We start from the raw sequence: 20,445 nt of genomic DNA, 5'->3' as shown, positions 1-20,445 counted from the left end.
CGTGAGTCCGTGAGTCCGTGAGTCCGTCGGGTGTCAGGGTTCCTGTCTGAGGATGCCCGACTGGGCGATGAGGAAGCCGAGTTGGGCACGGCTGCCGCTGCCCAGGGCGGTGGCGAGTTTGGCGATATGGGCACGACAGGTGCGGACGTTCATGCCGAGCCGGCGGGCTATCGCCTCGTCGACGTGCCCCTCGACGAGGAGCTTGGCGATGGAGTGCTGGATGTCCGTGATGCCGTCGGGCGCGGTCTCGTACGGGGCGCCGGTGGCCAGGGGTACGGCGCGGCCCCACATGAACTCGAAGACCTTGATCAGGTAGCGGACGAGCCCCGGGTGCCGGAGTTCGAGGGCGACCTGACCGTCGTCGCGGGTCGGGATGAAGGCCACCGTCTCGTCGCAGATGATCAGCCGCTCGACGAGTTCGTCGATGGTGCGGTACTCGACCTTGCCGTCGGTGAACTGGGAGACGTAGGCCAGAGTCTCGGGGCTGTAGCGGGCCGTGTGCTGGTAGAGGGTCCGGATGCGGCAGCCGCGTTCGATCAGCGGTCTGTCGCGCTCTAGGCCTTGGACCAGGGTGTGCTCCAGACGGCGGCGGCTCGGCTGGACGGTGAGCATCTCGGTCTGGCACTGGGAGGTGGCCAGATCGAGTGCCGCGTTGATGCGGTCGATGCCCTCCAGCACCGTGATCGAGTGCGTGGTCGGCGTCGGCTGGGCGCTGAGGGTCATGAACGGCTCGAAAGCGTCGGCGAGTTCGACCGACAGCCGTCTGCGCTGGGTGATCTCGCGTTCGATCGGGTTGAGCAGCTGGGACAGGGCGATCGACGGGGGCACCGGGCGCAGCCAGTTCGCGTCGTCGGGATCGGCATGAAGCAGGGCGAACTCCATCAAACACGGAGCGGGCTCCACGTCCGCACGGGCTATGCGGCCCGTCCGAAGTGCGTTCCCATAGAGACGGCGACCTTCCTCGCACAGCTCAGTCGACGCATGAGGATGTGTCTCGTTTGTCTCATTTTTCGTCAAATCTCCACCCCCCAGGGTCCTGAACGTGCAGGAACATGATGCATCGATTGTGTGGCCATGACGTGCCCGAATGGGCCATCGTCGTAGTCGACGGGGGAGAGGTGACCTTCAAATGAGGACGAAGCCGACTATGCATAAGAGAATGCTTCGCTCGGCGCTTGCCGCCGCCTTCTCCGCCGCCCTGGCCTTCGGAGCGCTGAGCGGCCTTGCGGGGACGACGGGCGACACGGCGCGCGACAGTACGTGGAGCCCGGGTGCCGGCACCGCCGTCGTGGCCGGCGACAGCACGTGGGTCGCTCCGCGCGACAGCACGTGGGTCGTGACCGCGGCGGACGTGCCGCGTGACAGCACCTGGGTCGCTCCTGGCGACAGCACCTGGGTCGCTCCCAGCGACAGCACGTGGGTCGCCGAGTCATGACCACTCCACCCGACGACCGCTCCTTCCGCCGCGAAATGGCCACCGCCTACCGCTCCGGCTGGCACTTCATCGACCTGGTCACCGCCATCCCCCACAGTGGTGACTCGTTGATGGTGACGGTCTTCGGTGAGCCGGTCGTCGTGACGCGCGACGAGGACGAGGACGTACGGGCCTACCGGTGCCTGCGCAAGCCCCGGGGAGCACCGCAGCCCGTGCGGTGTGCCATTCGATACGGAATGATCTTTGTGAACCTGGACCAGCGGGACCACCGGCTCGTCGACACCGAGGCCCCGCCCCTGAAGACCACCTCAGCCACCCCCCGCAGTGCCTGACGCGATTCCCCCGTCGTAAAAAGATCGCTCAGGCGCTTCCCCCCGCAGCGGCGTCACCGTGACCTGAACACGGTGACGCCGCTGCAGTTTGCGGGGATATTTCGGGTTATGCACCTGCTTGAGCGTTGGCCGGAAATCGACGCCGGAACACCAGGGGGCGGAACCGGAATCCGGTCAGCCGCGTCGCCGGTCGCGCCGTCAGCCCTGCCCCATCGCCCGGGTCAGCTCGATCTCGATCACCACGCGCGCCGGGTTCGGGCTCGGCGTGCGTCCGTACCGCTGCGCGTACCGCCGCTCCGCCTCCGCCACCCGTTCCGGCTCGGCATGCACCTGGGCGCGCCCCTCCAGCGTGGCCCAGCGCCGTCCGTCCACCTGGCACACCGCCACCCGGGCGCCGGCCGGGCCCGCCGCCAGAACGTTGCCCACCTTCGTGCTGGTCTTGTTCGCGATGACCCGGGCAAGGCCGGCCTCGGGGTCGTAGGTCACTCCGACCGGAACCACGTGCGGACTGCCGTCCGGGCGTGGTGTGGTCAGCGTGCACAGATGCCGTTCGCGCCAGAAGGCGAAATACGGCGCGTCGGGGGCGCCCGGGTCCTGGGGGTATGCGGCCATGACCCGAAACTACTGCCTCCCGGGCCGTCTCCCTGACCGCAATCCGCTCGTCATCCCACTCTGTTCCCCCACACCTTGAGCGGAATAGACTCAACTTTGTGTACGCTGACTGAGTCAGTAACGGGTAGCGCTGACGCAAGGAGGAGACAGCGAACGTGGACGCCGAGCTGACCAACCGGAGCCGGGACGCGATCAACGCGGCCGGCAGCAGGGCCGTGTCCCAGGGACACGCCGACCTCACCCCCGCCCACCTGCTGCTCGCGCTGCTCCAGGGGCAGGACAACGAGAACATCGTCGACCTTCTGGCGGCCGTCGACGCCGACCAGGCCGCCGTGCGCGCCGGGGCCGAGAAGGCGCTCGGCTCGCTGCCCAGCGTGACCGGGTCCACCGTCGCGCCCCCGCAGCCCAACCGCGAACTGCTCGCCGTCATCGCCGACGCGCAGACCCGGGCCCGCGATCTCGGCGACGAGTACCTGTCCACCGAGCACCTGCTCATCGGCATCGCCGCCAAGGGCGGCCAGGCCGGTGACGTGCTCACCCAGCAGGGCGCGACCGCGAAGAAGCTGCAGGAGGCCTTCCGGCAGGCCCGCGGCGGACGCCGGGTGACCAGCGCCGACCCCGAGGGCCAGTACAAGGCCCTGGAGAAGTTCGGCACGGACTTCACCGCCGCCGCCCGCGAGGGCAAGCTCGACCCGGTCATCGGGCGGGACCAGGAGATCCGGCGGGTCGTGCAGGTCCTCTCCCGCCGTACGAAGAACAACCCCGTCCTCATCGGCGAGCCCGGCGTCGGCAAGACCGCCGTCGTCGAGGGGCTGGCCCAGCGGATCGTGAAGGGCGACGTCCCGGAGTCGCTGAAGAACAAGCGGCTCGTGGCGCTCGACCTGGGCGCGATGGTCGCCGGCGCCAAGTACCGGGGCGAGTTCGAGGAGCGGCTGAAGACCGTCCTGGCCGAGATCAAGGACTCCGACGGCCAGATCATCACCTTCATCGACGAACTGCACACGGTCGTCGGCGCGGGCGCCGGCGGCGACTCCGCGATGGACGCCGGCAACATGCTCAAGCCGATGCTCGCGCGCGGTGAGCTGCGCATGGTCGGCGCGACGACGCTCGACGAGTACCGCGAGCGGATCGAGAAGGACCCGGCGCTGGAGCGCCGCTTCCAGCAGGTGCTGGTGGCGGAGCCGACCGTCGAGGACACCATCGCGATCCTGCGCGGTCTCAAGGGCCGCTACGAGGCCCACCACAAGGTCCAGATCGCCGACAGCGCCCTGGTGGCCGCCGCGACGCTCTCCGACCGCTACATCACCTCCCGTTTCCTCCCCGACAAGGCCATCGACCTGGTCGACGAGGCGGCCTCCCGCCTGCGCATGGAGATCGACTCGTCCCCCGTCGAGATCGACGAGCTCCAGCGGTCCGTGGACCGGCTGAAAATGGAGGAGCTGGCGCTCGTCAAGGAGACCGACGCCGCCTCCCGCGAGCGCCTGGAGAAGCTGCGCCGCGACCTCGCCGACAAGGAGGAGGAGCTGCGCGGCCTCACCGCCAAGTGGGAGAAGGAGAAGCAGTCCCTCAACCGGGTCGGCGAGCTGAAGGAGAAGCTCGACGACCTGCGCGGCCAGGCCGAGCGCGCCCAGCGCGACGGCGACTTCGACACCGCCAGCAAGCTGCTGTACGGCGAGATCCCGACCCTGGAGCGCGACCTGGAGGCCGCGTCCGAGGCCGAGGAGGAGGCCGCGAAGGACACCATGGTCAAGGAGGAGGTCGGCTCGGACGACATCGCCGACGTCGTCGCCTCCTGGACCGGCATCCCGGCCGGCCGCCTCCTGGAGGGCGAGACGCAGAAGCTGCTGCGCATGGAGGAGGAGCTGGGCCGCCGCCTCATCGGCCAGACGGAGGCCGTCCAGGCCGTCTCGGACGCCGTACGCCGCTCCCGCGCGGGCATCTCCGACCCGGACCGCCCCACCGGCTCGTTCCTCTTCCTCGGCCCGACCGGCGTCGGCAAGACCGAGCTCGCGAAGGCCCTCGCCGACTTCCTCTTCGACGACGAGCGGGCCATGATCCGCATCGACATGTCGGAGTACGGCGAGAAGCACAGCGTCGCCCGTCTCGTCGGCGCGCCCCCCGGCTACGTGGGCTACGAGGAGGGCGGCCAGCTCACGGAGGCGGTCCGCAGACGCCCGTACAGCGTGGTCCTGCTGGACGAGGTGGAGAAGGCGCACCCGGAGGTCTTCGACGTCCTGCTCCAGGTCCTGGACGACGGCCGGCTCACCGACGGCCAGGGCCGCACCGTCGACTTCCGCAACACGATCCTGGTGCTGACGTCGAACCTGGGCAGCCATTACCTGGTCGACCCCGTCACGACGGAGGCGGAGAAGAAGGAGCAGGTCCTGGAGGTGGTCCGGGTGTCCTTCAAGCCGGAGTTCCTCAACCGGCTCGACGACCTGGTCGTCTTCTCGGCGCTGAACAAGGAGGAGCTCGGCCGGATCGCCCGCCTCCAGATCGACCGCCTCGCGAAGCGGCTGGCGGAGCGCCGCCTCACCCTGGAGATCACCGACGCGGCCCTGGCCTGGCTCGCCGACGAGGGCATGGACCCGGCCTACGGCGCCCGCCCCCTGCGCCGCCTGGTCCAGACGGCCATCGGCGACCGCCTCGCCAAGGAGATCCTGGCCGGCGAGGTCAAGGACGGCGACACGGTCCGCGTCGACGCGTTCGGAGAGGGCCTGATCGTCGGCCCGACGACGGGCAAGACGCTGTAGTCCGCCCTGTCCGCCGACCGCTCACGTCGTGAACGCCGAGTACCGCACCCGCGCGGTCTCGGCGTTCTCGTACGTCACGTTCACGTCGACGTAGTAGGCGTTGACGCCGGGATGCTCGGTGACGTCTGCCTGGAAGCAGTAGTCCGAGCCGTGGAGGCAGGTTCCGGCGGCTGGGCCGCCCGGCGCGGGCGCCTCGGGATAGGTGTCCGTCAGCCAGGCGCCCACACCGTCGCGCGGCATGCGGAACTCGGCCAGGTAGCGGACGTCCTGCCACCCCTGCACCGAGCACTCCGTGTCGTACGCCCCCTGCGGCAGCTTCGCCCCGCCGAACGCCAGCGCCTCGGCGCACGACGCCTTTTCCGGCCCTCCGCCGAACAGGTAGTCCGAGGTCGCCGCCTTCACGACGAACACGACCAGCCAGACAAGGACCAGCGCCGGCAGCACGGCGACCGCCGCGAACAGGCTCCACCGGGTCCTTCCCCGCCCAGCCGTACCGCCTCGTAGCCGTGCCATGGCGTCCCCCACCCGTCCACCCGTCCGTCACCGACCGGCCAGATCATGTCAGCCGACGGCTGACAGGCCCCGGCGGGGCTTGCCACCCCCCTCCCCGCATGGGGGAGGATGGCGGGATCCGTACGAAGGGAAAAACACGGTGAGCATCGACCCGTCCTCGATTCCGAACTTCGGGGGCCAGCCCGAGCCGCAGCCCCAGGGTGGACCGGCGGGCCCCGTCGTCCCGGATCAGGATCTCGTGAAGCAGCTCCTCGACCAGATGGAGCTGAAGTACGTCGTCGACGACGAGGGTGACCTCGCGGCGCCGTGGGAGGAGTTCCGCACGTACTTCATGTTCCGCGGCGAGGACGACCAGCAGGTCTACTCGGTGCGGACGTTCTACGACCGGCCCCACAAGATCGACGACAAGGTGCAGCTGCTGGAGTCGATCGACGACTGGAACCGGCGCACCCTGTGGCCCAAGGTGTACACCCACACCCACGACGACGGCACCGTCCGCCTCATCGGCGAGGCGCAGCTGCTGATCGGCTCCGGCGTGAACATCGAGCTGTTCGTCTCCTCGACGGTGAGCTGGGTGCGCGCGGCGATCGAGTTCGACAAGTGGCTCGTGGAGCAGCTGGGCCTGGAGTCGGAGATCAACGCCGCCGACGACAAGCCCGATGAGGGCACCGAGAAGACCGAGGACGACGAGTAGGTCCGCGGCCTGCCCCTACGTCGAGCGGGTGCCCGTCCACAACCTGTGGACGGGCACCCGCTCCCGTTCGCCCCGTCCCGGTCCGGCCCGGCCGTACCGCGACCGTGCTGCCGTGCAGGCCCCCGCGTCAGTGGCCAAGCAGTCGCCGAGCCGTCCTCATACGCCGGTCAAGGCCGGGGGCATCACCGTCCCTGAGGCGGCCGGGCCTCGGCCGGCGGCCGCCTTCCGGGATCACCGGGCCCTTGTCCGCGAGGGTCCGGCGGGCCACTGACCTCCCCAAAGAACCGGGGGAAAGAACTACCCGCCCACCCACCCTCCCCGGCCAGGAAGGCCGCATCACCCGTCCGAGTGACCGGCTTGCAGGCGCGGGATGCGGGCGGTTACGTTCGCCGCGACAACCGCAAACAGATACGGCCCCCGGCCGGGACTGCAATCCCGAACGAGGGCCTGACCGATCAGGAAGAGCTCCACTTCCCGATGGCTGAATCGCAGTCTAACGCGCGCCTGCGCGCCGACGCCGGAGCTCCGACCTCCGGCGTGATCCATGTACGCACCCGGCTCACGGCCGACTTCACCGTGATCTCGAACGCCCTTGCGCAGCGACGCGGCAGTGCGGTCACGATCGGCGTCGCGGCGTACATCCTCTCCCTCCCCGACGGCTCCCCCATCAGCATCGCCGCCCTGTGCGACCACTTCACCGAGGGCGAGATCCTGATCTCGCGGGCGCTCAGAGAGCTCGAAGCCGCCGGGTACCTGGAGCGCCGCCGCGAGCGCCTGCCCGCCGGGCAGATCCGCACCCGGACGTACTTCTACGACGTCCCCGGCGGCGACCCCGACGACGGCCCGCCCGAGCCGCCGAAGCCGCCCCGGCCGCGGAAGCGGTCGGACACCGCGCTGGCCGCGCCCCCTTCCGCGGCCGTGCGGGAAGCAACGCCCGCACCCGCTCGGACAGAACCCGTTCAGACGGATCAGACGGATCAGACGGATCAGACGGATCAGATGGATCAGACAGAGCGAACACAGGCTGAGGAACCAGCACCAGCGTCACTCGACGACGCCGACCCGCAGGCAGTCGCCGTACTGACCGCGCTACGCCGGGTCGACCCGCGCCTCATCCTGTCCGCGCAGGAGGCCGCTCGGCTGGCCCCGGCCGTGACCCAGTGGCTGGCAGCGGGGGTAGCGGCACCCGAGATCACCGAATTGCTCACCGCACGACTCCCCAACCGTTTCAAGACCCGTCCGGCAGGCATCCTCGCCTTCCGGCTCAAGGAGACACCCCTGCCCGCACCGGCCAGAAGCGCTGAACCGCCGGTACGTCCGGCAGTCGTGCGCATGCGGAACTGTGACGGCTGCGACCGAGGGTTCCGCGCAGCGGAACCCGGCCGTTGCCGGGACTGCCGGTCCCTGGACCGACTCTTCGCGGCCGGTTGAGCCGGTGACCGGGCGTGCGGTCCACCCGCAGATGGGAGGCTTGGTGTGGCACGATGCGAAACCCGGTGGCAAGAGGAGGTGGGGCATGGTCGACAGGTTCGAGGACGGGCTCCTGACGTCCACAGAAACAGCCTCCTACCTGCAGATTCCACAGTCGACGCTCACCTCGTGGTTGAAGGGCAGGGCCGCCGGAGCGTCTCTGGTCCACCAGGTGGAGCCGCTGCGCAAGGGGCAGCCCTCCGCTCCCTGCGTTCCCTGGGCCTCCGCATGAGTGAGATCAAGGAAGCCGCCGCGGCCGTACGGGATGCCTTCGACACCCCTTACGGCCTTGTGTCGAAACGCATCGCGACGGACGGTGTGGACATCTTCGTCGAACACGGTCTCGGAGATCTCCGCAGGGCCCGGGGACGGCCAGGCTCCCCTCCAGGAGGTGGTCTCCAGCTATCTCCGTTACCTGAACTGGGACGCCGGTGACGACTTTCCGTCCAGCCTCAGGCTGAGGCAGTACGGGGAGGTCCCCGTCGTGATCGACCCAAGGTTCGGCCATGGTCTTCCCGTCGTGGCGGCCAACCGTGTCTCGGTCAAGGCGATCACCGACCTGTGGGAGGCCGGGGAGAGCGTCGAGGACATCGCCTACGACTACGCCATGACGCCTGAGCAGGTGGACGCGCTCTGCCAAGCAGTGGTGCACCTTGCCGCCTGAGTTCTTGCTCGACCGGAATCTCGGTCGCCGCGTCGCCGAAGGACTGAGGGCTCACGGTCTCGACCGGTCGTGGGTCCCGCTCTCGAAGGACGGGCGGATCAAGACGCGGGACCTGGAGATCCAGCCTGTCCTGGAGCGTGAGGCAGTGCTTTTCTATCTCGACAACCAGCAGCTTCGCGCCGCCGAGATGATCGAACGTCTCGTGGCGCGCCGTGAGGTGATCCACCTGGCTGTAGAGAAGGGCGGGCCGGCTCCCTACGCGGTGAGGAGCGACCGCATCGAGCGCACATGGCCGTGACGGGCGGGCACCCCTGAAGCCGCCCGTCCGTCCAGCACTCGGCGGACAACGCGGCGGCTACGGGTCCGAAGCCCGGCCCGGACGGGCTCGGCGGAGAGCCAGTCGACTACGACGCCCCTCAATCGCTCGACGTGATGACCACGGCCGACGCCGAACGTGGCGCCCCCGCCTACCGGTCGGTGCCGTCAGCCCGTCAGTGCCTTCAGGCGGGTCGCCGCCTCCTCCAGCACGCTTGCCCTCTTGCAGAACGCGAAGCGTACGAACGGGGCGCCCGCCTCGCGGTGGTCGTAGAAGACCGCGTTGGGGATGGCGACCACGCCCGCGCGCGCAGGGCAGGGCGCGGCAGAAGGCGAAGCCGTCGCTCTCGCCGAGGGGGCGGATGTCGGTGGTGATGAAGTAGGTGCCGGCCGGGCGGAAGACCGCGAAACCGGCGTCCGCGAGCCCTGCCGCCAGCAGGTCCCGCTTGGCGCGCATGTCCACGCGGAAGTCGTCGAAGTAGCTGTCGGGGAGGGCGAGGGCTTCCGCGACCGCGTACTGGAAGGGACCCGAGGACACGTACGTCAGGAACTGCTTGGCCGAGCGCACCGCCGTGACCAGGCCGGGCGCGGCCGTCACCCAGCCGACGCCGTTTTCGCACACCCATAGCTGCTTGCCGAGGGATTCACGCTCCGTTGATCAGCGAACCGGCCGACGCCCCGACGCTGCTCGACGCCCTGTGCGACTGCGACCAGCATGGCCTCAGCCGGAGACGGCGACCACATGCTTGCCCATGACACCGCCCCGCTCGAAAGCCCGGTGCGCCGAAGCGACGTCCGCGAGCGGATACACGCCCTCCACCACGGGTCGCAGCGCGCCGGAGGAGACGTGGTCGGCCAGCGCGCGCAGCACATCGGCCTCGGGATTGGCGCTGAAGGTGCGGATGCGGCGGGCGCCGTGCACGCTGGACGCCGCGATCGCGGCGATGGCGCCACCCGACAGTGCGACGGTGACCATCCGGCCGCCCTTGGTCAGCCGGCTCCGGAAGCAGTTCAGCTCGGAGCCGACCGTGTCGATGACGACGTCGTACGATCCGGTCTCCTCCGGGGTGGTGTCGACGTAGTCGATGACCTTGTCCGCGCCCAGTTCCTGAAGGGCCTTGGCGTGGCGGTGCCGGGCCAGCGCGGTGACGTGGCCGCCCATCGCGCACGCCAGTTGTACGGCGGCCGTGCCGACCCCGCCCGCCGCGCCGCGCACCAGGACCCGTTCGCCCTTCTCCAGCCGTACGGAGTCCCGCAGTGCGATCAGCGCCGTAGCGCCCCCGACGACCAGGGAGGCCGCGTCCACCGACGAGATGCCCTCCGGGGCGGGGGAGACGCGGTCGGCGGGGACCACGACGTACTCGGCCGCCCCGGCCGTCGCGTGCTTCTCCCGGGGATGCACCATGCCCCACACATGGTCCCCGGCCCGGTAGTCCGGTACGCCGGCACCGGTCTCGACGACGACGCCGGCGAAGTCCAGCCCCACACCGATGGGGAACCTGCGTCCCGACACCATGCGCAACCCACCGGCGCGCACCATCACATCGTGTCCGTTCACGCTGGACGCCTCGACGGACACCAGTACCTCACCCGGGCCGGGAGCCGGCCTCTCGATGTCGTTGATGTGCAGGACGTCCGGTGTACCGAAGCTGGTGATCTGAGCGGCCTTCATGGGGTGCCCCTTCCACGGCGGGTGTCGTGGAACTGATCCTGGGACCTGTTCGCGACCTCTTGGTAGGTCTGCCGGACCCACCCTCGCGGGGCCGTGCCCGGCCATACTGTTGCGATGGCAGACGATCCCCGACGTGAACTGGCCGACTTCCTGCGTACCCGCCGAACCCGCCTGCGCCCACAGGACGTCGGCCTGGAACCAGGCCCGCGCAGGCGCATAGCCGGACTACGACGTGAGGAACTGGCCCTGCTGGCCGGGGTGAGTACGGACTACTACCAGCGCATGGAGCAGGGGCGCGACGTGCGGCCCTCCGAACAGGTCCTCGACGCCATAGCCCGTGCGCTGAACTTCTCCGCCGAGGAGTCCCGGCACCTGCACAGTCTCGCCGCCGCCGCGCGCACTCCCGCCCGGCCGCCGCGACGGTACGAGCCGGAGGAAGTCCCGCCCAGCACGCTGCGGATGATGCGCGGGATGACCGCGCCCGCGATGGTCGTCGGCCGCTTTCTCGACGTACTGGCATGGAACCCGCTGGCAGGGCTGCTGCTGGGCGAGTTCACCGGACTACCCCCGGCCGAGCGGAATTTGCTCGGTCTGCTGCTGCACCCCGAGGCCGACCAGGTGTGCCCGGAACGGGCGGCCACCGTCGCCGAACTCACCGGGATGCTGCGTACCCAGATCGCCGCCGATCCGGGCCACCCGCGCGGCGTGGAACTCGTCGGCGAACTCGCCGTCCGCAGTGACGAGTTCGCGACGTTGTGGGCCCGCCATGACGTCGAAGAAACCACGCGCGGCCGGATGCGGGTCAACCACCCGCTGGTCGGGGAGCTGAACCTGGACTGGGACGCCTACCCGATGCCCGGCGCCCCCGGCCCGGTGCTCATCGCCTACACCGCCGAGGAGGGCGGCCCTGACGCCGAACGGCTCCAACTGCTCGCGGGCCTGCTCACCGCACCCCGCCCGGCATCGGAGTCCGCCCGGCAGCGCTGACGCCTGCCGGGCCGGGGAGCAGGTCGTTCGGGCTGTAGTTGTTCCACGACTCCGGCGATAGCCGTGGCAGAACGGGCTCAGGCCCTGGTGCTCATGGAGTTGCGCGCCAGCTACGACTCGGACAAAGATCAGCGCTCTGCTCAACGCACGCGAATCCACGGCTGCATCGCGCACAAAGGCAAGAAGGCACCGATCCAGGCCGGCATATGGGTGCCACCAGTGGACCTGTCTGCGGGACCTCTGGGTCTCGACTTCCGTTTGAGTCCCGTCAGCTCGCGTAGTGGTAGCGGCACTGCGCGATCAGGACGTCGTCCTCGGTTGCCTTGTAGATCAGTCGGTGCTCGTCGTTGATGCGGCGCGACCAGTAGCCCTGGAAACCGTGCTTGAGCGGTTCCGGTTTGCCGATCCCCTCGTTGCCGTTCCAGGCGATGTCCGCGATGAGCGTGTTGATGCGCTTCAGGATCTTCCGGTCCTGAAGCTGCCACCACAGGTAGTCCTCCCAAGCTCGGGAGAAGAAGGTGATCTTCATCCGCGGCCCTCATTCGCCGGTCGCCAGCTCGCGCACGGTGCCGCCGCCGTTCTCCAGCTCGTCGATGGACGCGAGCAGACGCCGGGCGTTCGCCGGGCTCCGCAGCAGGTACGCCGTCTCCTTCAGGGACTCGTAGTCCTCAAGGGAGACGATGACGACCGGCTCGTGTCCGGCCCGCGTGATGACGACCTCTTCGCGGTCGTCGGTGACGGAGTTCGAACCTCCTTGGACGTACAAGAAACTGTGGTGTGGGCAAGCGTCGCTACGTCAGTGTGTGAATGCCTTGCGGAGCCGTTCCGCCGCTTCCTCCAATACCGATGTCTGCTTGCAGAACGCGAACCGTACGAAGGGGGCGCCCTCCTCGCGGTGGTCGTAGAAGACCGCGTTCGGGATCGCGACCACGCCGGCCCGTTCCGGCAGGGCGCGGCAGAAGGCGAAGCCGTCGCCGCCTTCGGACAGCACAGCGCCGAGGGGGCGGATGTCGGTGGTGACGAAGTACGTGCCCAAGGGGGTGAAGACCTCGAAGCCCGCAGCTTTCAGCCCCGCCGACAGCAGGTCCCTCCTCGTCCTCATGTCCTCGCGGAACGCCTCGAAGTAGGTGTCCGGGAGCGTCAGTGCTTCCGCGACCGCGTACTGGAAGGGACCCGAGGACACGTACGTCAGGAACTGCTTGGCCGAGCGCACCGCCGTGACCAGGCCGGGCGCGGCCGTCACCCAGGCCACTCCGTGTTCACACACCCATTTGTGCGGGGTCCGACCGGGCGCAGCCGTACGGCCGCGGCACACACGCACAAGTACGGCACGGGCAAGCTCCCCATCCCCCTGGCCGACGACCGCACCTTCACCCTCAACCTCGACGAGCTCCCGCGCCCGGACAACGGGTTGCACGTCCCCTTCGCGCACGCTGCAAGGTGCATCCGACAACGTCACTCCGTCCGATCGGGGACGGGCCTCCGCCTGAGTAGAACTACTCAGGCGCCGTGGTGGCCGATACGGATACTGCGCGTTATGCAGGGGAGTTATGGTACGGCTCGGTCACCGCAGCGTTGCTGTGGCAGGTTCACGTCCGCTCGTCGGGTACGACAGGACACGGGGAGGAACCACGCATGGCGTGGGATGAGTGGGAGCAGCTCAAGGCCGCAGCGGTCGAGCGGCACACCACGCAGATGCAGCTCAACCATGTGCTGGCCGATCAGGGAGGCGGCGGCACGAGTAACGCCGGCGCTTCTTCTGGCAAGTTGAGGTCGGACAAGGCGGCATGGACCAAGGCGGGGGAGGACGTCGGGTCCTTGCGTGAGGACCTTGGCAAGGCGTGGGTGAAGATGGAGTCGGGCCAGAGGGGGCTCGGGAAGGGAACCGGGTGCCTGACCGCAGCGGCCCAACAGGATGTCTACGAGTCCTGGAAGCGCTACATCAAGGACGTGGGCGAGGTGTGCGACGGGCTTGCCGGCGTGCTGGAGAAGGCGGGCAACGACCAGCTGCGGACGGATCAGGCCATCGAAGCCGAGATCGTCAAGCTGAAGACCGAGTACTACGAGGACACGCACCCCGGCAGCCAGGCCAAGGGGCGGTGACCCGGACATGGACCACCTGACGCTCAAGGCGCTCACGCCGTCCGAGTACACGGAGGCGGCTGACGGATACCGCGCGATCAGCGGCTCGGCCGACGCGGCCATGGACCGCATTGACAAGCAGATCACCGCGGCCATGCGGAAGGCCAACGAGGGTGAGGCCGCGGACGCGGCACTCAAGCAGCTGCGGAAGCTGTCGGAGAATTTCCACTACACCCAAGTCGAGTGCGGCCTGATCACTGGAGCTCTCGACGGCTTCTCGTCCGAGATCACCGCACCCAAACGGCGGCTGACTGAGGCACTGGACGATGCGGCAGCGCTGGCATACACCGTCAACGAGGACGGCACCGTCACGTATCCCGCCGACGGTAAGAACGAGCTCACCGGTGAGTCGATCCCCGGCGGGAAAGTCATGGGCAACAACGGCTTGATCACCGGCAACGACACAGGATTTCAAGCACCGGGGCTGATGCCGAACAATCCTCAGTTCAAGAACCCGAACCCGCACCATGCCAAAGCCGTGGACATCGCCGACCGCATCGCCCACGCCGTACGGGAAGCACAGGAGATCGACGATCGGTACAGCAAGGCGCTGAACAAGCTCAAGGCGGCACCGGGGCTGAACGTCGACACCAAAACATGGGCGGACGTGGCATCGGATGTCGATGCTGTGAGTTCAGCGGCCAGTAAATACCTCCAGGATCATATCCCGTTGGCCAAGTCGCCGGCCGACCGCAAAGAGTGGTGGGACAGCCTCAGTAACGAGGAGCGGGAGGAGTACAAGGCGGCCTTCCCGGAAATCATCGGCAACTTGGACGGGATCCCGTCCACGGTCCGGGATGAGGCCAACCGGGAGAACATCCACCTGCTCATCGCGCAGTTGGAGGGCCAGCCCGGAGAGGCGTCCAAAGAGAAGCTCGAAGGACTGAAGGGCATACAGGCCAAGCTCAATGCGGGAAGCCAGCCGCCTATGTTCCTTCTGGGCATCGGTCTCGAAGGGAACGGGAGGGCGATCGTCGCGTACGGGAACCCTGACACCTCGAAGAACGTGTCGGCCTATGTGCCTGGCCTGGGAACCAAGCTCGACTCGGGATTCGCCGATGGCACGGTGAAGCGTGCCTTCTACACCGCGCAGGGCGCCCAGAAGTTCGACCCCTCCTCATCCGCGATCGTATGGCTCGGCTACGACGCGCCTCAATCACTCGACGTGATGACGACGGCCGATGCCGAGCGAGGCGCCCCCGCCTACAACAGTTTCATGAGTGGAATTTCGGCCACCAACGAGAACGCGGATCCTCACGTCACCGCCATCGGGCATTCCTACGGTTCTCGACTGGTGGGCGCTGCCACACAGGAGGCGGGCGGGATCGCGGGCGCCGATGACATCGTCCTCGTAGGAAGTCCCGGTGTCGGCGTCGACAGGGCGGAGGACCTCGGGGTGGGCAAGGAGCACGTCTGGGTGGGCGCGGCTGAGAATGACATCGTTACCAAGCTGCCTTCCTCGAAGGAGGCCACCGCAGGGACCATGGGGTTCTTCGGGGGCGGTCCGCTCGGCGCGTACCTCGCTGGCGACCTGGCCGACCAGGGTGATGACGACGTCTGGTTCGGCAAGGATCCTGCGAGCAAAGCGTTCGGGGCCAACAGGTTCCAGACCCTGCCCGGACCGGAGCTGGCGCAGCCTTCTTTCCCCGAGGTGTGGAACTCGACCCTGGATATCGAGGCGCACAGCAACTACTTCTCCCCGGAGGAAGGGAAGGACAAGGTTTCTGCGCGGAACATCGCTGCCATCGTCGCAGGGCAGCCGGGATACGTCGTGAGGGAGACGCCACGATGATGAGGGCGAGGGTTGCAGCGGCTGCCGCGCTGGTGCTGGTTCTTTCCGGATGCGGCGCGGCAGGCAGCGCGTCAACGAGCAAGGAAAGTCGGTCGAAGATGAACCTGCAGGAGGCTGCCGACAGGGCTGACGCGATTCTGGACGAGGCGTTCGAGGCCATCAAGCCCCCGGTTCAGTGGACGCACCTGTACTCCATGCCGGGTGACTGCTACGTGGACCGTGACCGTTCCGTCATGACGGTCATCTCCGCCGAACGGCGCGGCAGCTTCCTCGGCGTCCTGGAACGCCACTGGAAGAGCAGGGGTTACCAGCTCGTCGCCACGAGTCCGAACGGCCTGGCAGCCAATTTCGAGACTCGGGACGGGTTCCAGCTGGAGGTTCTGATCGGGCCGAACGGCCAGGCCCATCTGAGCGTCACCACCCCGTGCGTGGAGAAGTCCGAGGTCGCTCAGCCGACGAGCAAGCCGAACGGCCCCGACTACTCGAGGCAGACGCTGCCGGAGCCGAACGTGCGGTCCGCGTTCTGGTCGAGTACGACGCCCCTGCCCAACTGACGGGAGACGACGTCCGCAGGTCGGAACTGCCGGGAAACGCCCGCCCTCCTTTCGTGGACGGTACCGGGGCGTGTCGTCAGCCCGCCAGCGCCTTCAGACGTCCCACCGCCTCCTCCAGCACCCCCGTCCGCTTGCAGAACGCGAAGCGGACGAACGGGGCGCCCGCGTCGCGGTGGTCGTAGAAGACCGCGTTGGGGATGGCGACGACGCCCGCGCGTTCGGGGAGGGAGCGGCAGAAGGCGATGCCGTCGCTCTCGCCGAGGGGCCGGATGTCGGTGGTGATGAAGTACGTGCCCTGTGGCCGGTGGACGCGGAACCCGGCTGCGCGCAGGCCGTCGCCGAGCAGGTCCCGCTTGGCCCGCATGTCTTCGCGGAAGCCGTCGAAGTACGCGTCCGGCAGGCGCAGGGCCTCGGCGACCGCGTACTGGAAGGGCCCGGAGGCGACGTACGTCAGGTACTGCTTGGCCGAGCGGACCGCGGCGACGAGATCGGGGGCGCCGGTAGCCCAGCCGACCTTCCAGCCGGTGAACGAGAACGTCTTGCCGCTCGACCCGATGGTGACCGTGCGCTCCCGCATCCCGGGGAGGGTCGCCAGCGGCACGTGTTCGGCCCCGTCGAAGACCAGGTGCTCGTACACCTCGTCCGTGACGACCAGCAGGTTCCGCTCCACCGCCAGTTCGGCGATCGCGGTCAGCTCCTCGCGGGTGAGGACCGTGCCGGTCGGGTTGTGCGGGGTGTTGATCAGCAGCAGCCGGGTGCGGTCCGTCACCGCGTCGCGCAGCTCGTCCAGGTCGAGGCGGAACCGGGCCTGCCCGGGGTCCGGGCGCAGGGTGACGGGCACGCGCGCGGCGCCCGCCATGGCGATGCAGGCCGCGTAGGAGTCGTAGTACGGCTCCAGGGCCACCACCTCGTCGCCGGGCTCCAGGAGGGCCAGCAGGGTGGCGGCGATGGCCTCCGTGGCGCCAGCGGTGACCAGGACCTCGGTGTCCGGGTCGAAGGACAGGCCGTAGCGGCGGAGCTGGTGGTCGGCGATCGCCGTGCGCAGCTCGGGGACGCCCGGCCCCGGCGGGTACTGGTTGCCGCGCCCGTCCCGCAGCGCCCGCACGGCCGCCTCGCGGACCTCCTCGGGGCCGTCCGTGTCCGGGAAGCCCTGGCCCAGGTTGATCGAGCCCGTCGCGAGAGCCAAAGCGGACATCTCGGCGAAGATCGTCGTCCCGAACTCGGCGAGGCGACGGTTGAGGAAAGGGCGCTCGGTGGAGGTCATGCCCGTCATCCTGCGCCGAAGCTCTGGAGTTCCTCAACTCTGCTTTGGCGGCCGGGACGGCCGGGCATCCCCCGTTCACGCAACGCTCACGCGGCGCGCGAGGCGCCCACGGGGGGTCGCTTCGGGGGAGAGGGAAGGAGGGTGGCGCCATGGTCTTCGGCATCATCCTGGCGGTGATCGGAATCGTGTTCGTGGCGGCCCTGGTGGCCAATGCGCGCAAGAGCAACGCCGCGAGGTCGTACCGCGGCGGTCGGTCCCATGGACACAGCAGCAGCGGCAGCGCAGCCGCCGGCGGCAGCTGGTGGGCCGGCGGGGGCGACGGCGGCGGCCACCACGGCGGTGGTCACGGCGGCCACTCGTGCGGCGGCGGGTCGTCCTGCGGGGGCGGGTCGTCCTGCGGCGGAGGCGGCGGCGGATGCGGCGGAGGCAGCTGACACGGGGCAGCTGAGCTCCCGGGGGGAGCCGCATCCGGACCGCGGGGCCCGGCCGACCACGGGCTCCGCGGTCACGCCACGTCGCCGGCGGCCGCAGCGTGTACCCGCGGTCGCGCCGTTCATGTGGGGCGCGCGGATGCATCTCCCACCGCCTGGCGTACGCCACAGTTGAACAGTTGAGCTGTGGAGCCCCCCGAGGGATGGAAACCCCACGAAGTTGGGTAAAAACGCTGTGGCGGCACCACAGTTCATGATTCCCTCTAAAACACCAACGCAGCCCCTCGGACCCCTTCGGACGTCCCGAGCGGACGACCTTCCCAGACCGGGCTGACCGGGGCCGTTCTCCCGGTGTCGACCGGGGTGCGCCGGACCGAACCTCTCTTCTTTGCGTCTCCGCGGAGTCGACCCATGCTCACGACCCTGAACACCTCCTACACCGACACGCGCGCGGCCGATCTCGCCTGGGCCCTGGGGCGCGAGCCGCTGCCCGCCCTCGCCACCCTCGACCTCGAACTGGGCGGGGCGAAACTCCAGTTGAGACTGCTCGGCGCCTCGCACCAGGTGCTGCTGGACGAGGACCAGGGCTCTTGCTCGGAGACAGTGGCCTGCCTCCCCGGCAGCAGCACCCCCCTCCCGCTGGGCGTCGCCAAGCGGGTGGGCGACTGGGAGTACGAGTTCGCGGCACGCGTCGAGGTGCTCTCGCCCGGCCAGTTCGCGGGCCGCGCCCAGGAACTCCTGGCCCTCGTCTCCGAGCATCCGCACGGCCTCGCCGGCGTCTTCCCCGGCAGCCCGCACGCCTTCACCGCCCTGCTCGCCCACCGCCACGAGGGCCAGGTCCACTGGCGCACCTGGCACGCCTACCCGCAGGACGGGCAGTTGGTGGCGACGCGGACGAGAGTCGGGATCCGCGTACCGGCGAGCCTCGACGACCCGTCCCCGACCGGCACCCCCCAGCGGACGGCGACTTAAACGCCCGGCGCCTCCACAGTCCCGAGTTCCACACGTGTGGGTGACGAAGGGCACCCACACAGTGACGTAACGTCGCAGTCGTGATCGAACCGCACGCGCCGGCCCCACCCGGTGCCCCGCCGCCCTGGCGCGGACCCGCGAGGATCCCCGTCCGGCCGGACACCGGGCGGCTGCTGGTCCTCGCGTGCGTCTTCGTCTGCGCGGCCTGCGGACTCGTCTACGAACTCGAACTCGTCGCCCTCGCCTCCTACTTGATGGGCGACTCCGTCACCCAGGCCTCCGTCGTGCTGTCCGTCATGGTCTTCGCGATGGGCATCGGCTCCCTCGCCGCCAAACGGCTGCGCCGCTTCGCCGCGGCCGGCTTCGGCGCCCTGGAGGCCAGCCTCGCCCTGGTCGGCGGCTGCAGCGCCATGGCTCTGTACGCGGTGTTCGCCTGGACGGGCGACTGGGGCGGCCTGTGGGCCGACGGTCCCCGCATCCTCCTCGTCGCGTTCTCCCTCGCCATCGGTCTGCTCATCGGCGCCGAGGTGCCCCTCCTCATGGAGCTCATCCAGCGCATCCGCCGCCAGGACGCGGGCGTCGCCGTCGCCGACCTCTTCGCCGCCGACTACGTGGGCGCGCTCGTCGGCGGCCTCGCCTTCCCCTTCCTGCTGCTGCCCTTCCTGGGCCAGCTGACGAGCTCGCTGCTGACCGGCGGGGTCAATGTGATCGCCGGCGCCGCCCTGGTCCTGGGCCTCTTCCGGCGCGACCTCAGCTGCCGCGCCCGCTGCTTCCTGCTCGTCGCGAACATCGTCGTCCTCGGCGTCCTCGCCTCCGCCGCCGTCCTCGTCGACGACTTCGAACAGGCGGCACGGCAGGCCGTGTACGGCGACGACGTGCGGGTGGCGGTGCGCACCGGCGTCCAGGAGATCGTCCTCACCGGCGGCGTCGAGGGCCGGCCCCTCGACCTCTACCTCGACGGCCGGCTCCGCGTCGGCGGCCGCGACGAACGCCGCTACCACGAGGCCCTGGTCCACCCCGCGATGAACGGCCCGCACGCGCGCGTGCTGATCCTCGGCGGCGGCGACGGCCTGGCCGCCCGCGAGGCCCTCACCCACCCCGGCGTGCGCCGCGTCGACGTCGTCGACCTCGACCCCGGACTGGTCCGGCTCGCCCGCACCGACCCCGCCCTGTCCCGCCTCAACGATCACGCCTACCGCGATCCGCGCGTCCACGTCGCCACCGGCGACGTCTTCCAGTGGCTGCGCGGAGCGCCCCCGGCGACGTACGACGTGATCGTCACCGATCTGCCCGACCCCGGGATCACGGCCAGCACGAAGCTCTACTCCCAGGAGTTCTACGGCCTCGCCCGTCGCGCGCTCGCCCCCGGCGGCCGCCTCGCCGTGCACGCCGGCCCGGTCGCGACCCGGCGCCGCGTGTTCTGGACGGTCGAGGCGACGATGCGCGCGGCGGGCCTGCACACCGCCCCCTACCGCGTCGACAGCCGCGACAGCGGCTTCACCGCCGGCCCCGACCGCACCGCCGGCCCCGACCGCACCGCCGGCCCCGACCGCACCGCCGGCACCTCCCGCGCCCTCCGCGACTGGGGCTTCGTCCTGGCCACCGCCGCCCCCGGCCCGGCCCCCGGCCCGCCCCTGCGCCTCGACCGCGCCGAGCTCCCCCTGCACACCCTGACCCAGGCGGATCTGACCGCGGACGGCCGGGCCGTCCAGGACACCCGGGTGCCGGGCGTCCGGGCGTCCACGCTGATCCATCCACGGTACTGACGCCGTAGTGACCTTGCTCCGGGTGCGGTCGCGTACCACCGGTCGGAGCTCGGCGGGGCCGAATCCCGGTTTCGCCA

Annotated in this window: 22 protein-coding genes and 2 pseudogenes; 15 read left to right on the top strand and 9 right to left on the bottom strand. The window is 69.6% G+C overall.

Annotation, left to right across the window (positions count from 1 at the left end; translation table 11 throughout):
- Positions 1-33: 33 nt before the first annotated feature.
- Positions 34-1,017 carry a helix-turn-helix transcriptional regulator gene (locus tag ACZ5SK_RS14925; RefSeq protein ID WP_334578398.1) on the bottom strand — a complete coding sequence of 328 codons (984 nt, stop codon included), beginning with the start codon at positions 1,015-1,017 and terminating at the stop codon, positions 34-36.
- 142 nt (positions 1,018-1,159) lie between these two features.
- Here ACZ5SK_RS14925 and ACZ5SK_RS14920 point away from each other — a divergent pair, with 142 nt between their 5' ends.
- Together ACZ5SK_RS14920 and ACZ5SK_RS14915 are read left to right on the top strand one after the other, a co-directional pair.
- Complete coding sequence (locus tag ACZ5SK_RS14920) at positions 1,160-1,435, top strand: hypothetical protein (RefSeq protein WP_334578397.1); 276 nt, start codon at positions 1,160-1,162, stop codon at positions 1,433-1,435.
- Positions 1,432-1,767 (top strand): hypothetical protein, encoded by a 336-nt coding sequence (locus tag ACZ5SK_RS14915; protein WP_334578396.1) that lies wholly within the window; start codon positions 1,432-1,434, stop codon positions 1,765-1,767. The genes ACZ5SK_RS14920 and ACZ5SK_RS14915 overlap by 4 nt, the downstream gene beginning before the upstream one ends.
- A gap of 198 nt (positions 1,768-1,965) precedes the next feature.
- On the opposite strand, the gene ACZ5SK_RS14910 is transcribed toward ACZ5SK_RS14915, so the two are convergent.
- Positions 1,966-2,379: a pyridoxamine 5'-phosphate oxidase family protein gene (locus ACZ5SK_RS14910; protein ID WP_468576084.1), complete on the bottom strand. Its 414-nt coding sequence runs from the start codon at positions 2,377-2,379 to the stop codon at positions 1,966-1,968.
- 155 nt (positions 2,380-2,534) lie between these two features.
- Here ACZ5SK_RS14910 and clpB point away from each other — a divergent pair, with 155 nt between their 5' ends.
- Positions 2,535-5,132, top strand: a complete 2,598-nt coding sequence (gene clpB, locus ACZ5SK_RS14905) for an ATP-dependent chaperone ClpB (protein WP_334578394.1) — start codon at positions 2,535-2,537, stop codon at positions 5,130-5,132.
- 21 nt (positions 5,133-5,153) lie between these two features.
- Here clpB and ACZ5SK_RS14900 read toward each other — a convergent pair whose 3' ends face one another.
- The gene (locus ACZ5SK_RS14900) at positions 5,154-5,645 is read right to left on the bottom strand and encodes a hypothetical protein (RefSeq protein WP_334578393.1); all 492 of its coding nucleotides are present in this window, start codon (positions 5,643-5,645) and stop codon (positions 5,154-5,156) included.
- Positions 5,646-5,784: 139 nt separating this feature from the next.
- Here ACZ5SK_RS14900 and ACZ5SK_RS14895 point away from each other — a divergent pair, with 139 nt between their 5' ends.
- The 5 genes from ACZ5SK_RS14895 to ACZ5SK_RS14875 all read left to right on the top strand — a co-directional run bounded on the left by ACZ5SK_RS14895 (position 5,785) and on the right by ACZ5SK_RS14875 (position 8,771).
- Positions 5,785-6,339, top strand: coding sequence for a type III secretion system chaperone family protein (locus ACZ5SK_RS14895; RefSeq protein ID WP_334578392.1), 555 nt, complete (start codon positions 5,785-5,787; stop codon positions 6,337-6,339).
- Positions 6,340-6,816: 477 nt separating this feature from the next.
- A complete protein-coding gene (locus ACZ5SK_RS14890) occupies positions 6,817-7,770 on the top strand; it encodes a hypothetical protein (RefSeq protein ID WP_468576082.1) in 954 nt (317 codons plus the stop codon).
- An 85-nt stretch (positions 7,771-7,855) separates the two neighbouring features.
- A complete protein-coding gene (locus ACZ5SK_RS14885; RefSeq protein WP_468576081.1) occupies positions 7,856-8,041 on the top strand; it encodes a hypothetical protein in 186 nt (61 codons plus the stop codon).
- 159 nt (positions 8,042-8,200) lie between these two features.
- Complete coding sequence (locus ACZ5SK_RS14880; protein ID WP_468576080.1) at positions 8,201-8,473, top strand: DUF433 domain-containing protein; 273 nt, start codon at positions 8,201-8,203, stop codon at positions 8,471-8,473.
- Positions 8,463-8,771 carry a PIN-like domain-containing protein gene (locus ACZ5SK_RS14875; protein ID WP_334578389.1) on the top strand — a complete coding sequence of 103 codons (309 nt, stop codon included), beginning with the start codon at positions 8,463-8,465 and terminating at the stop codon, positions 8,769-8,771. The genes ACZ5SK_RS14880 and ACZ5SK_RS14875 overlap by 11 nt, the downstream gene beginning before the upstream one ends.
- A 185-nt stretch (positions 8,772-8,956) precedes the next feature.
- Here ACZ5SK_RS14875 and ACZ5SK_RS14870 read toward each other — a convergent pair.
- A pseudogene (locus ACZ5SK_RS14870) lies at positions 8,957-9,395 on the bottom strand (aminotransferase class I/II-fold pyridoxal phosphate-dependent enzyme); the annotation flags it as partial.
- A 114-nt stretch (positions 9,396-9,509) separates the two neighbouring features.
- On the bottom strand, positions 9,510-10,460 hold the full coding sequence (locus tag ACZ5SK_RS14865; RefSeq protein WP_334578388.1) for an NADP-dependent oxidoreductase: 951 nt from the start codon (positions 10,458-10,460) through the stop codon (positions 9,510-9,512).
- Positions 10,461-10,574: 114 nt separating this feature from the next.
- On the opposite strand from ACZ5SK_RS14865, the gene ACZ5SK_RS14860 reads away from it, so the two are divergent.
- The gene (locus ACZ5SK_RS14860) at positions 10,575-11,447 is read left to right on the top strand and encodes a helix-turn-helix transcriptional regulator (RefSeq protein ID WP_334578387.1); all 873 of its coding nucleotides are present in this window, start codon (positions 10,575-10,577) and stop codon (positions 11,445-11,447) included.
- A 268-nt stretch (positions 11,448-11,715) separates the two neighbouring features.
- On the opposite strand, the gene ACZ5SK_RS14855 is transcribed toward ACZ5SK_RS14860, so the two are convergent.
- From ACZ5SK_RS14855 to ACZ5SK_RS14845, 3 genes and pseudogenes are all read right to left on the bottom strand, one after another.
- Positions 11,716-11,976: a Txe/YoeB family addiction module toxin gene (locus tag ACZ5SK_RS14855; protein WP_334578385.1), complete on the bottom strand. Its 261-nt coding sequence runs from the start codon at positions 11,974-11,976 to the stop codon at positions 11,716-11,718.
- A gap of 9 nt (positions 11,977-11,985) precedes the next feature.
- Entirely contained in the window at positions 11,986-12,213 is a 228-nt protein-coding gene (locus ACZ5SK_RS14850; protein WP_334578384.1) for a type II toxin-antitoxin system Phd/YefM family antitoxin, read from the bottom strand.
- Between the two features lie 30 nt (positions 12,214-12,243).
- A pseudogene (locus ACZ5SK_RS14845) lies at positions 12,244-12,699 on the bottom strand (aminotransferase class I/II-fold pyridoxal phosphate-dependent enzyme); the annotation flags it as partial.
- Between the two features lie 383 nt (positions 12,700-13,082).
- On the opposite strand from ACZ5SK_RS14845, the gene ACZ5SK_RS14840 reads away from it, so the two are divergent.
- The 3 genes from ACZ5SK_RS14840 (at position 13,083) to ACZ5SK_RS14830 (ending at position 15,935) form a co-directional block, all read left to right on the top strand.
- Positions 13,083-13,550 carry a hypothetical protein gene (locus ACZ5SK_RS14840; protein ID WP_457495118.1) on the top strand — a complete coding sequence of 156 codons (468 nt, stop codon included), beginning with the start codon at positions 13,083-13,085 and terminating at the stop codon, positions 13,548-13,550.
- Between the two features lie 7 nt (positions 13,551-13,557).
- Positions 13,558-15,381 carry an alpha/beta hydrolase gene (locus tag ACZ5SK_RS14835; RefSeq protein ID WP_457495119.1) on the top strand — a complete coding sequence of 608 codons (1,824 nt, stop codon included), beginning with the start codon at positions 13,558-13,560 and terminating at the stop codon, positions 15,379-15,381.
- A gap of 98 nt (positions 15,382-15,479) precedes the next feature.
- On the top strand, positions 15,480-15,935 hold the full coding sequence (locus tag ACZ5SK_RS14830; RefSeq protein ID WP_457495120.1) for a hypothetical protein: 456 nt from the start codon (positions 15,480-15,482) through the stop codon (positions 15,933-15,935).
- Positions 15,936-16,011: 76 nt separating this feature from the next.
- Here ACZ5SK_RS14830 and ACZ5SK_RS14825 read toward each other — a convergent pair whose 3' ends face one another.
- The gene (locus tag ACZ5SK_RS14825; RefSeq protein ID WP_468576077.1) at positions 16,012-17,208 is read right to left on the bottom strand and encodes a pyridoxal phosphate-dependent aminotransferase; all 1,197 of its coding nucleotides are present in this window, start codon (positions 17,206-17,208) and stop codon (positions 16,012-16,014) included.
- A 140-nt stretch (positions 17,209-17,348) separates the two neighbouring features.
- Here ACZ5SK_RS14825 and ACZ5SK_RS14820 point away from each other — a divergent pair, with 140 nt between their 5' ends.
- The 3 genes from ACZ5SK_RS14820 (at position 17,349) to ACZ5SK_RS14810 (ending at position 20,368) form a co-directional block, all read left to right on the top strand.
- Entirely contained in the window at positions 17,349-17,633 is a 285-nt protein-coding gene (locus ACZ5SK_RS14820) for a hypothetical protein (protein WP_468157698.1), read from the top strand.
- Positions 17,634-18,041: 408 nt separating this feature from the next.
- Positions 18,042-18,602, top strand: a complete 561-nt coding sequence (locus ACZ5SK_RS14815; RefSeq protein WP_334578344.1) for a DUF2617 family protein — start codon at positions 18,042-18,044, stop codon at positions 18,600-18,602.
- Positions 18,603-18,682: 80 nt separating this feature from the next.
- The gene (locus ACZ5SK_RS14810; protein ID WP_468576075.1) at positions 18,683-20,368 is read left to right on the top strand and encodes a polyamine aminopropyltransferase; all 1,686 of its coding nucleotides are present in this window, start codon (positions 18,683-18,685) and stop codon (positions 20,366-20,368) included.
- The last annotated feature ends 77 nt before the right edge of the window (positions 20,369-20,445 follow it).

It is taken from the genome of Streptomyces sp. NPDC031474 (assembly GCF_055581185.1).
The sequence above is the reverse complement of the archived record's forward strand: the minus strand, read 5'-3'. Positions and strand labels throughout refer to the sequence as shown.

Excerpts from the sequence above, each read along its gene's own strand:
- ACZ5SK_RS14860 (WP_334578387.1), top strand. The coding sequence starts at position 10,575 with ATGGCAGACGATCCCCGACGTGAACTGGCCGACTTCCTGCGTACCCGC.
- ACZ5SK_RS14900 (WP_334578393.1), bottom strand. The coding sequence starts at position 5,645 with ATGGCACGGCTACGAGGCGGTACGGCTGGGCGGGGAAGGACCCGGTGG.
- ACZ5SK_RS14885 (WP_468576081.1), top strand. The coding sequence starts at position 7,856 with ATGGTCGACAGGTTCGAGGACGGGCTCCTGACGTCCACAGAAACAGCC.
- ACZ5SK_RS14865 (WP_334578388.1), bottom strand. The coding sequence starts at position 10,460 with ATGAAGGCCGCTCAGATCACCAGCTTCGGTACACCGGACGTCCTGCAC.
- ACZ5SK_RS14830 (WP_457495120.1), top strand. The coding sequence starts at position 15,480 with ATGAACCTGCAGGAGGCTGCCGACAGGGCTGACGCGATTCTGGACGAG.
- ACZ5SK_RS14840 (WP_457495118.1), top strand. The coding sequence starts at position 13,083 with ATGGCGTGGGATGAGTGGGAGCAGCTCAAGGCCGCAGCGGTCGAGCGG.
- ACZ5SK_RS14910 (WP_468576084.1), bottom strand. The coding sequence starts at position 2,379 with ATGGCCGCATACCCCCAGGACCCGGGCGCCCCCGACGCGCCGTATTTC.
- ACZ5SK_RS14815 (WP_334578344.1), top strand. The coding sequence starts at position 18,042 with ATGCTCACGACCCTGAACACCTCCTACACCGACACGCGCGCGGCCGAT.
- ACZ5SK_RS14820 (WP_468157698.1), top strand. The coding sequence starts at position 17,349 with ATGGTCTTCGGCATCATCCTGGCGGTGATCGGAATCGTGTTCGTGGCG.
- ACZ5SK_RS14920 (WP_334578397.1), top strand. The coding sequence starts at position 1,160 with ATGCTTCGCTCGGCGCTTGCCGCCGCCTTCTCCGCCGCCCTGGCCTTC.
- ACZ5SK_RS14890 (WP_468576082.1), top strand. The coding sequence starts at position 6,817 with ATGGCTGAATCGCAGTCTAACGCGCGCCTGCGCGCCGACGCCGGAGCT.
- ACZ5SK_RS14855 (WP_334578385.1), bottom strand. The coding sequence starts at position 11,976 with ATGAAGATCACCTTCTTCTCCCGAGCTTGGGAGGACTACCTGTGGTGG.
- ACZ5SK_RS14835 (WP_457495119.1), top strand. The coding sequence starts at position 13,558 with ATGGACCACCTGACGCTCAAGGCGCTCACGCCGTCCGAGTACACGGAG.
- ACZ5SK_RS14825 (WP_468576077.1), bottom strand. The coding sequence starts at position 17,208 with ATGACGGGCATGACCTCCACCGAGCGCCCTTTCCTCAACCGTCGCCTC.
- ACZ5SK_RS14915 (WP_334578396.1), top strand. The coding sequence starts at position 1,432 with ATGACCACTCCACCCGACGACCGCTCCTTCCGCCGCGAAATGGCCACC.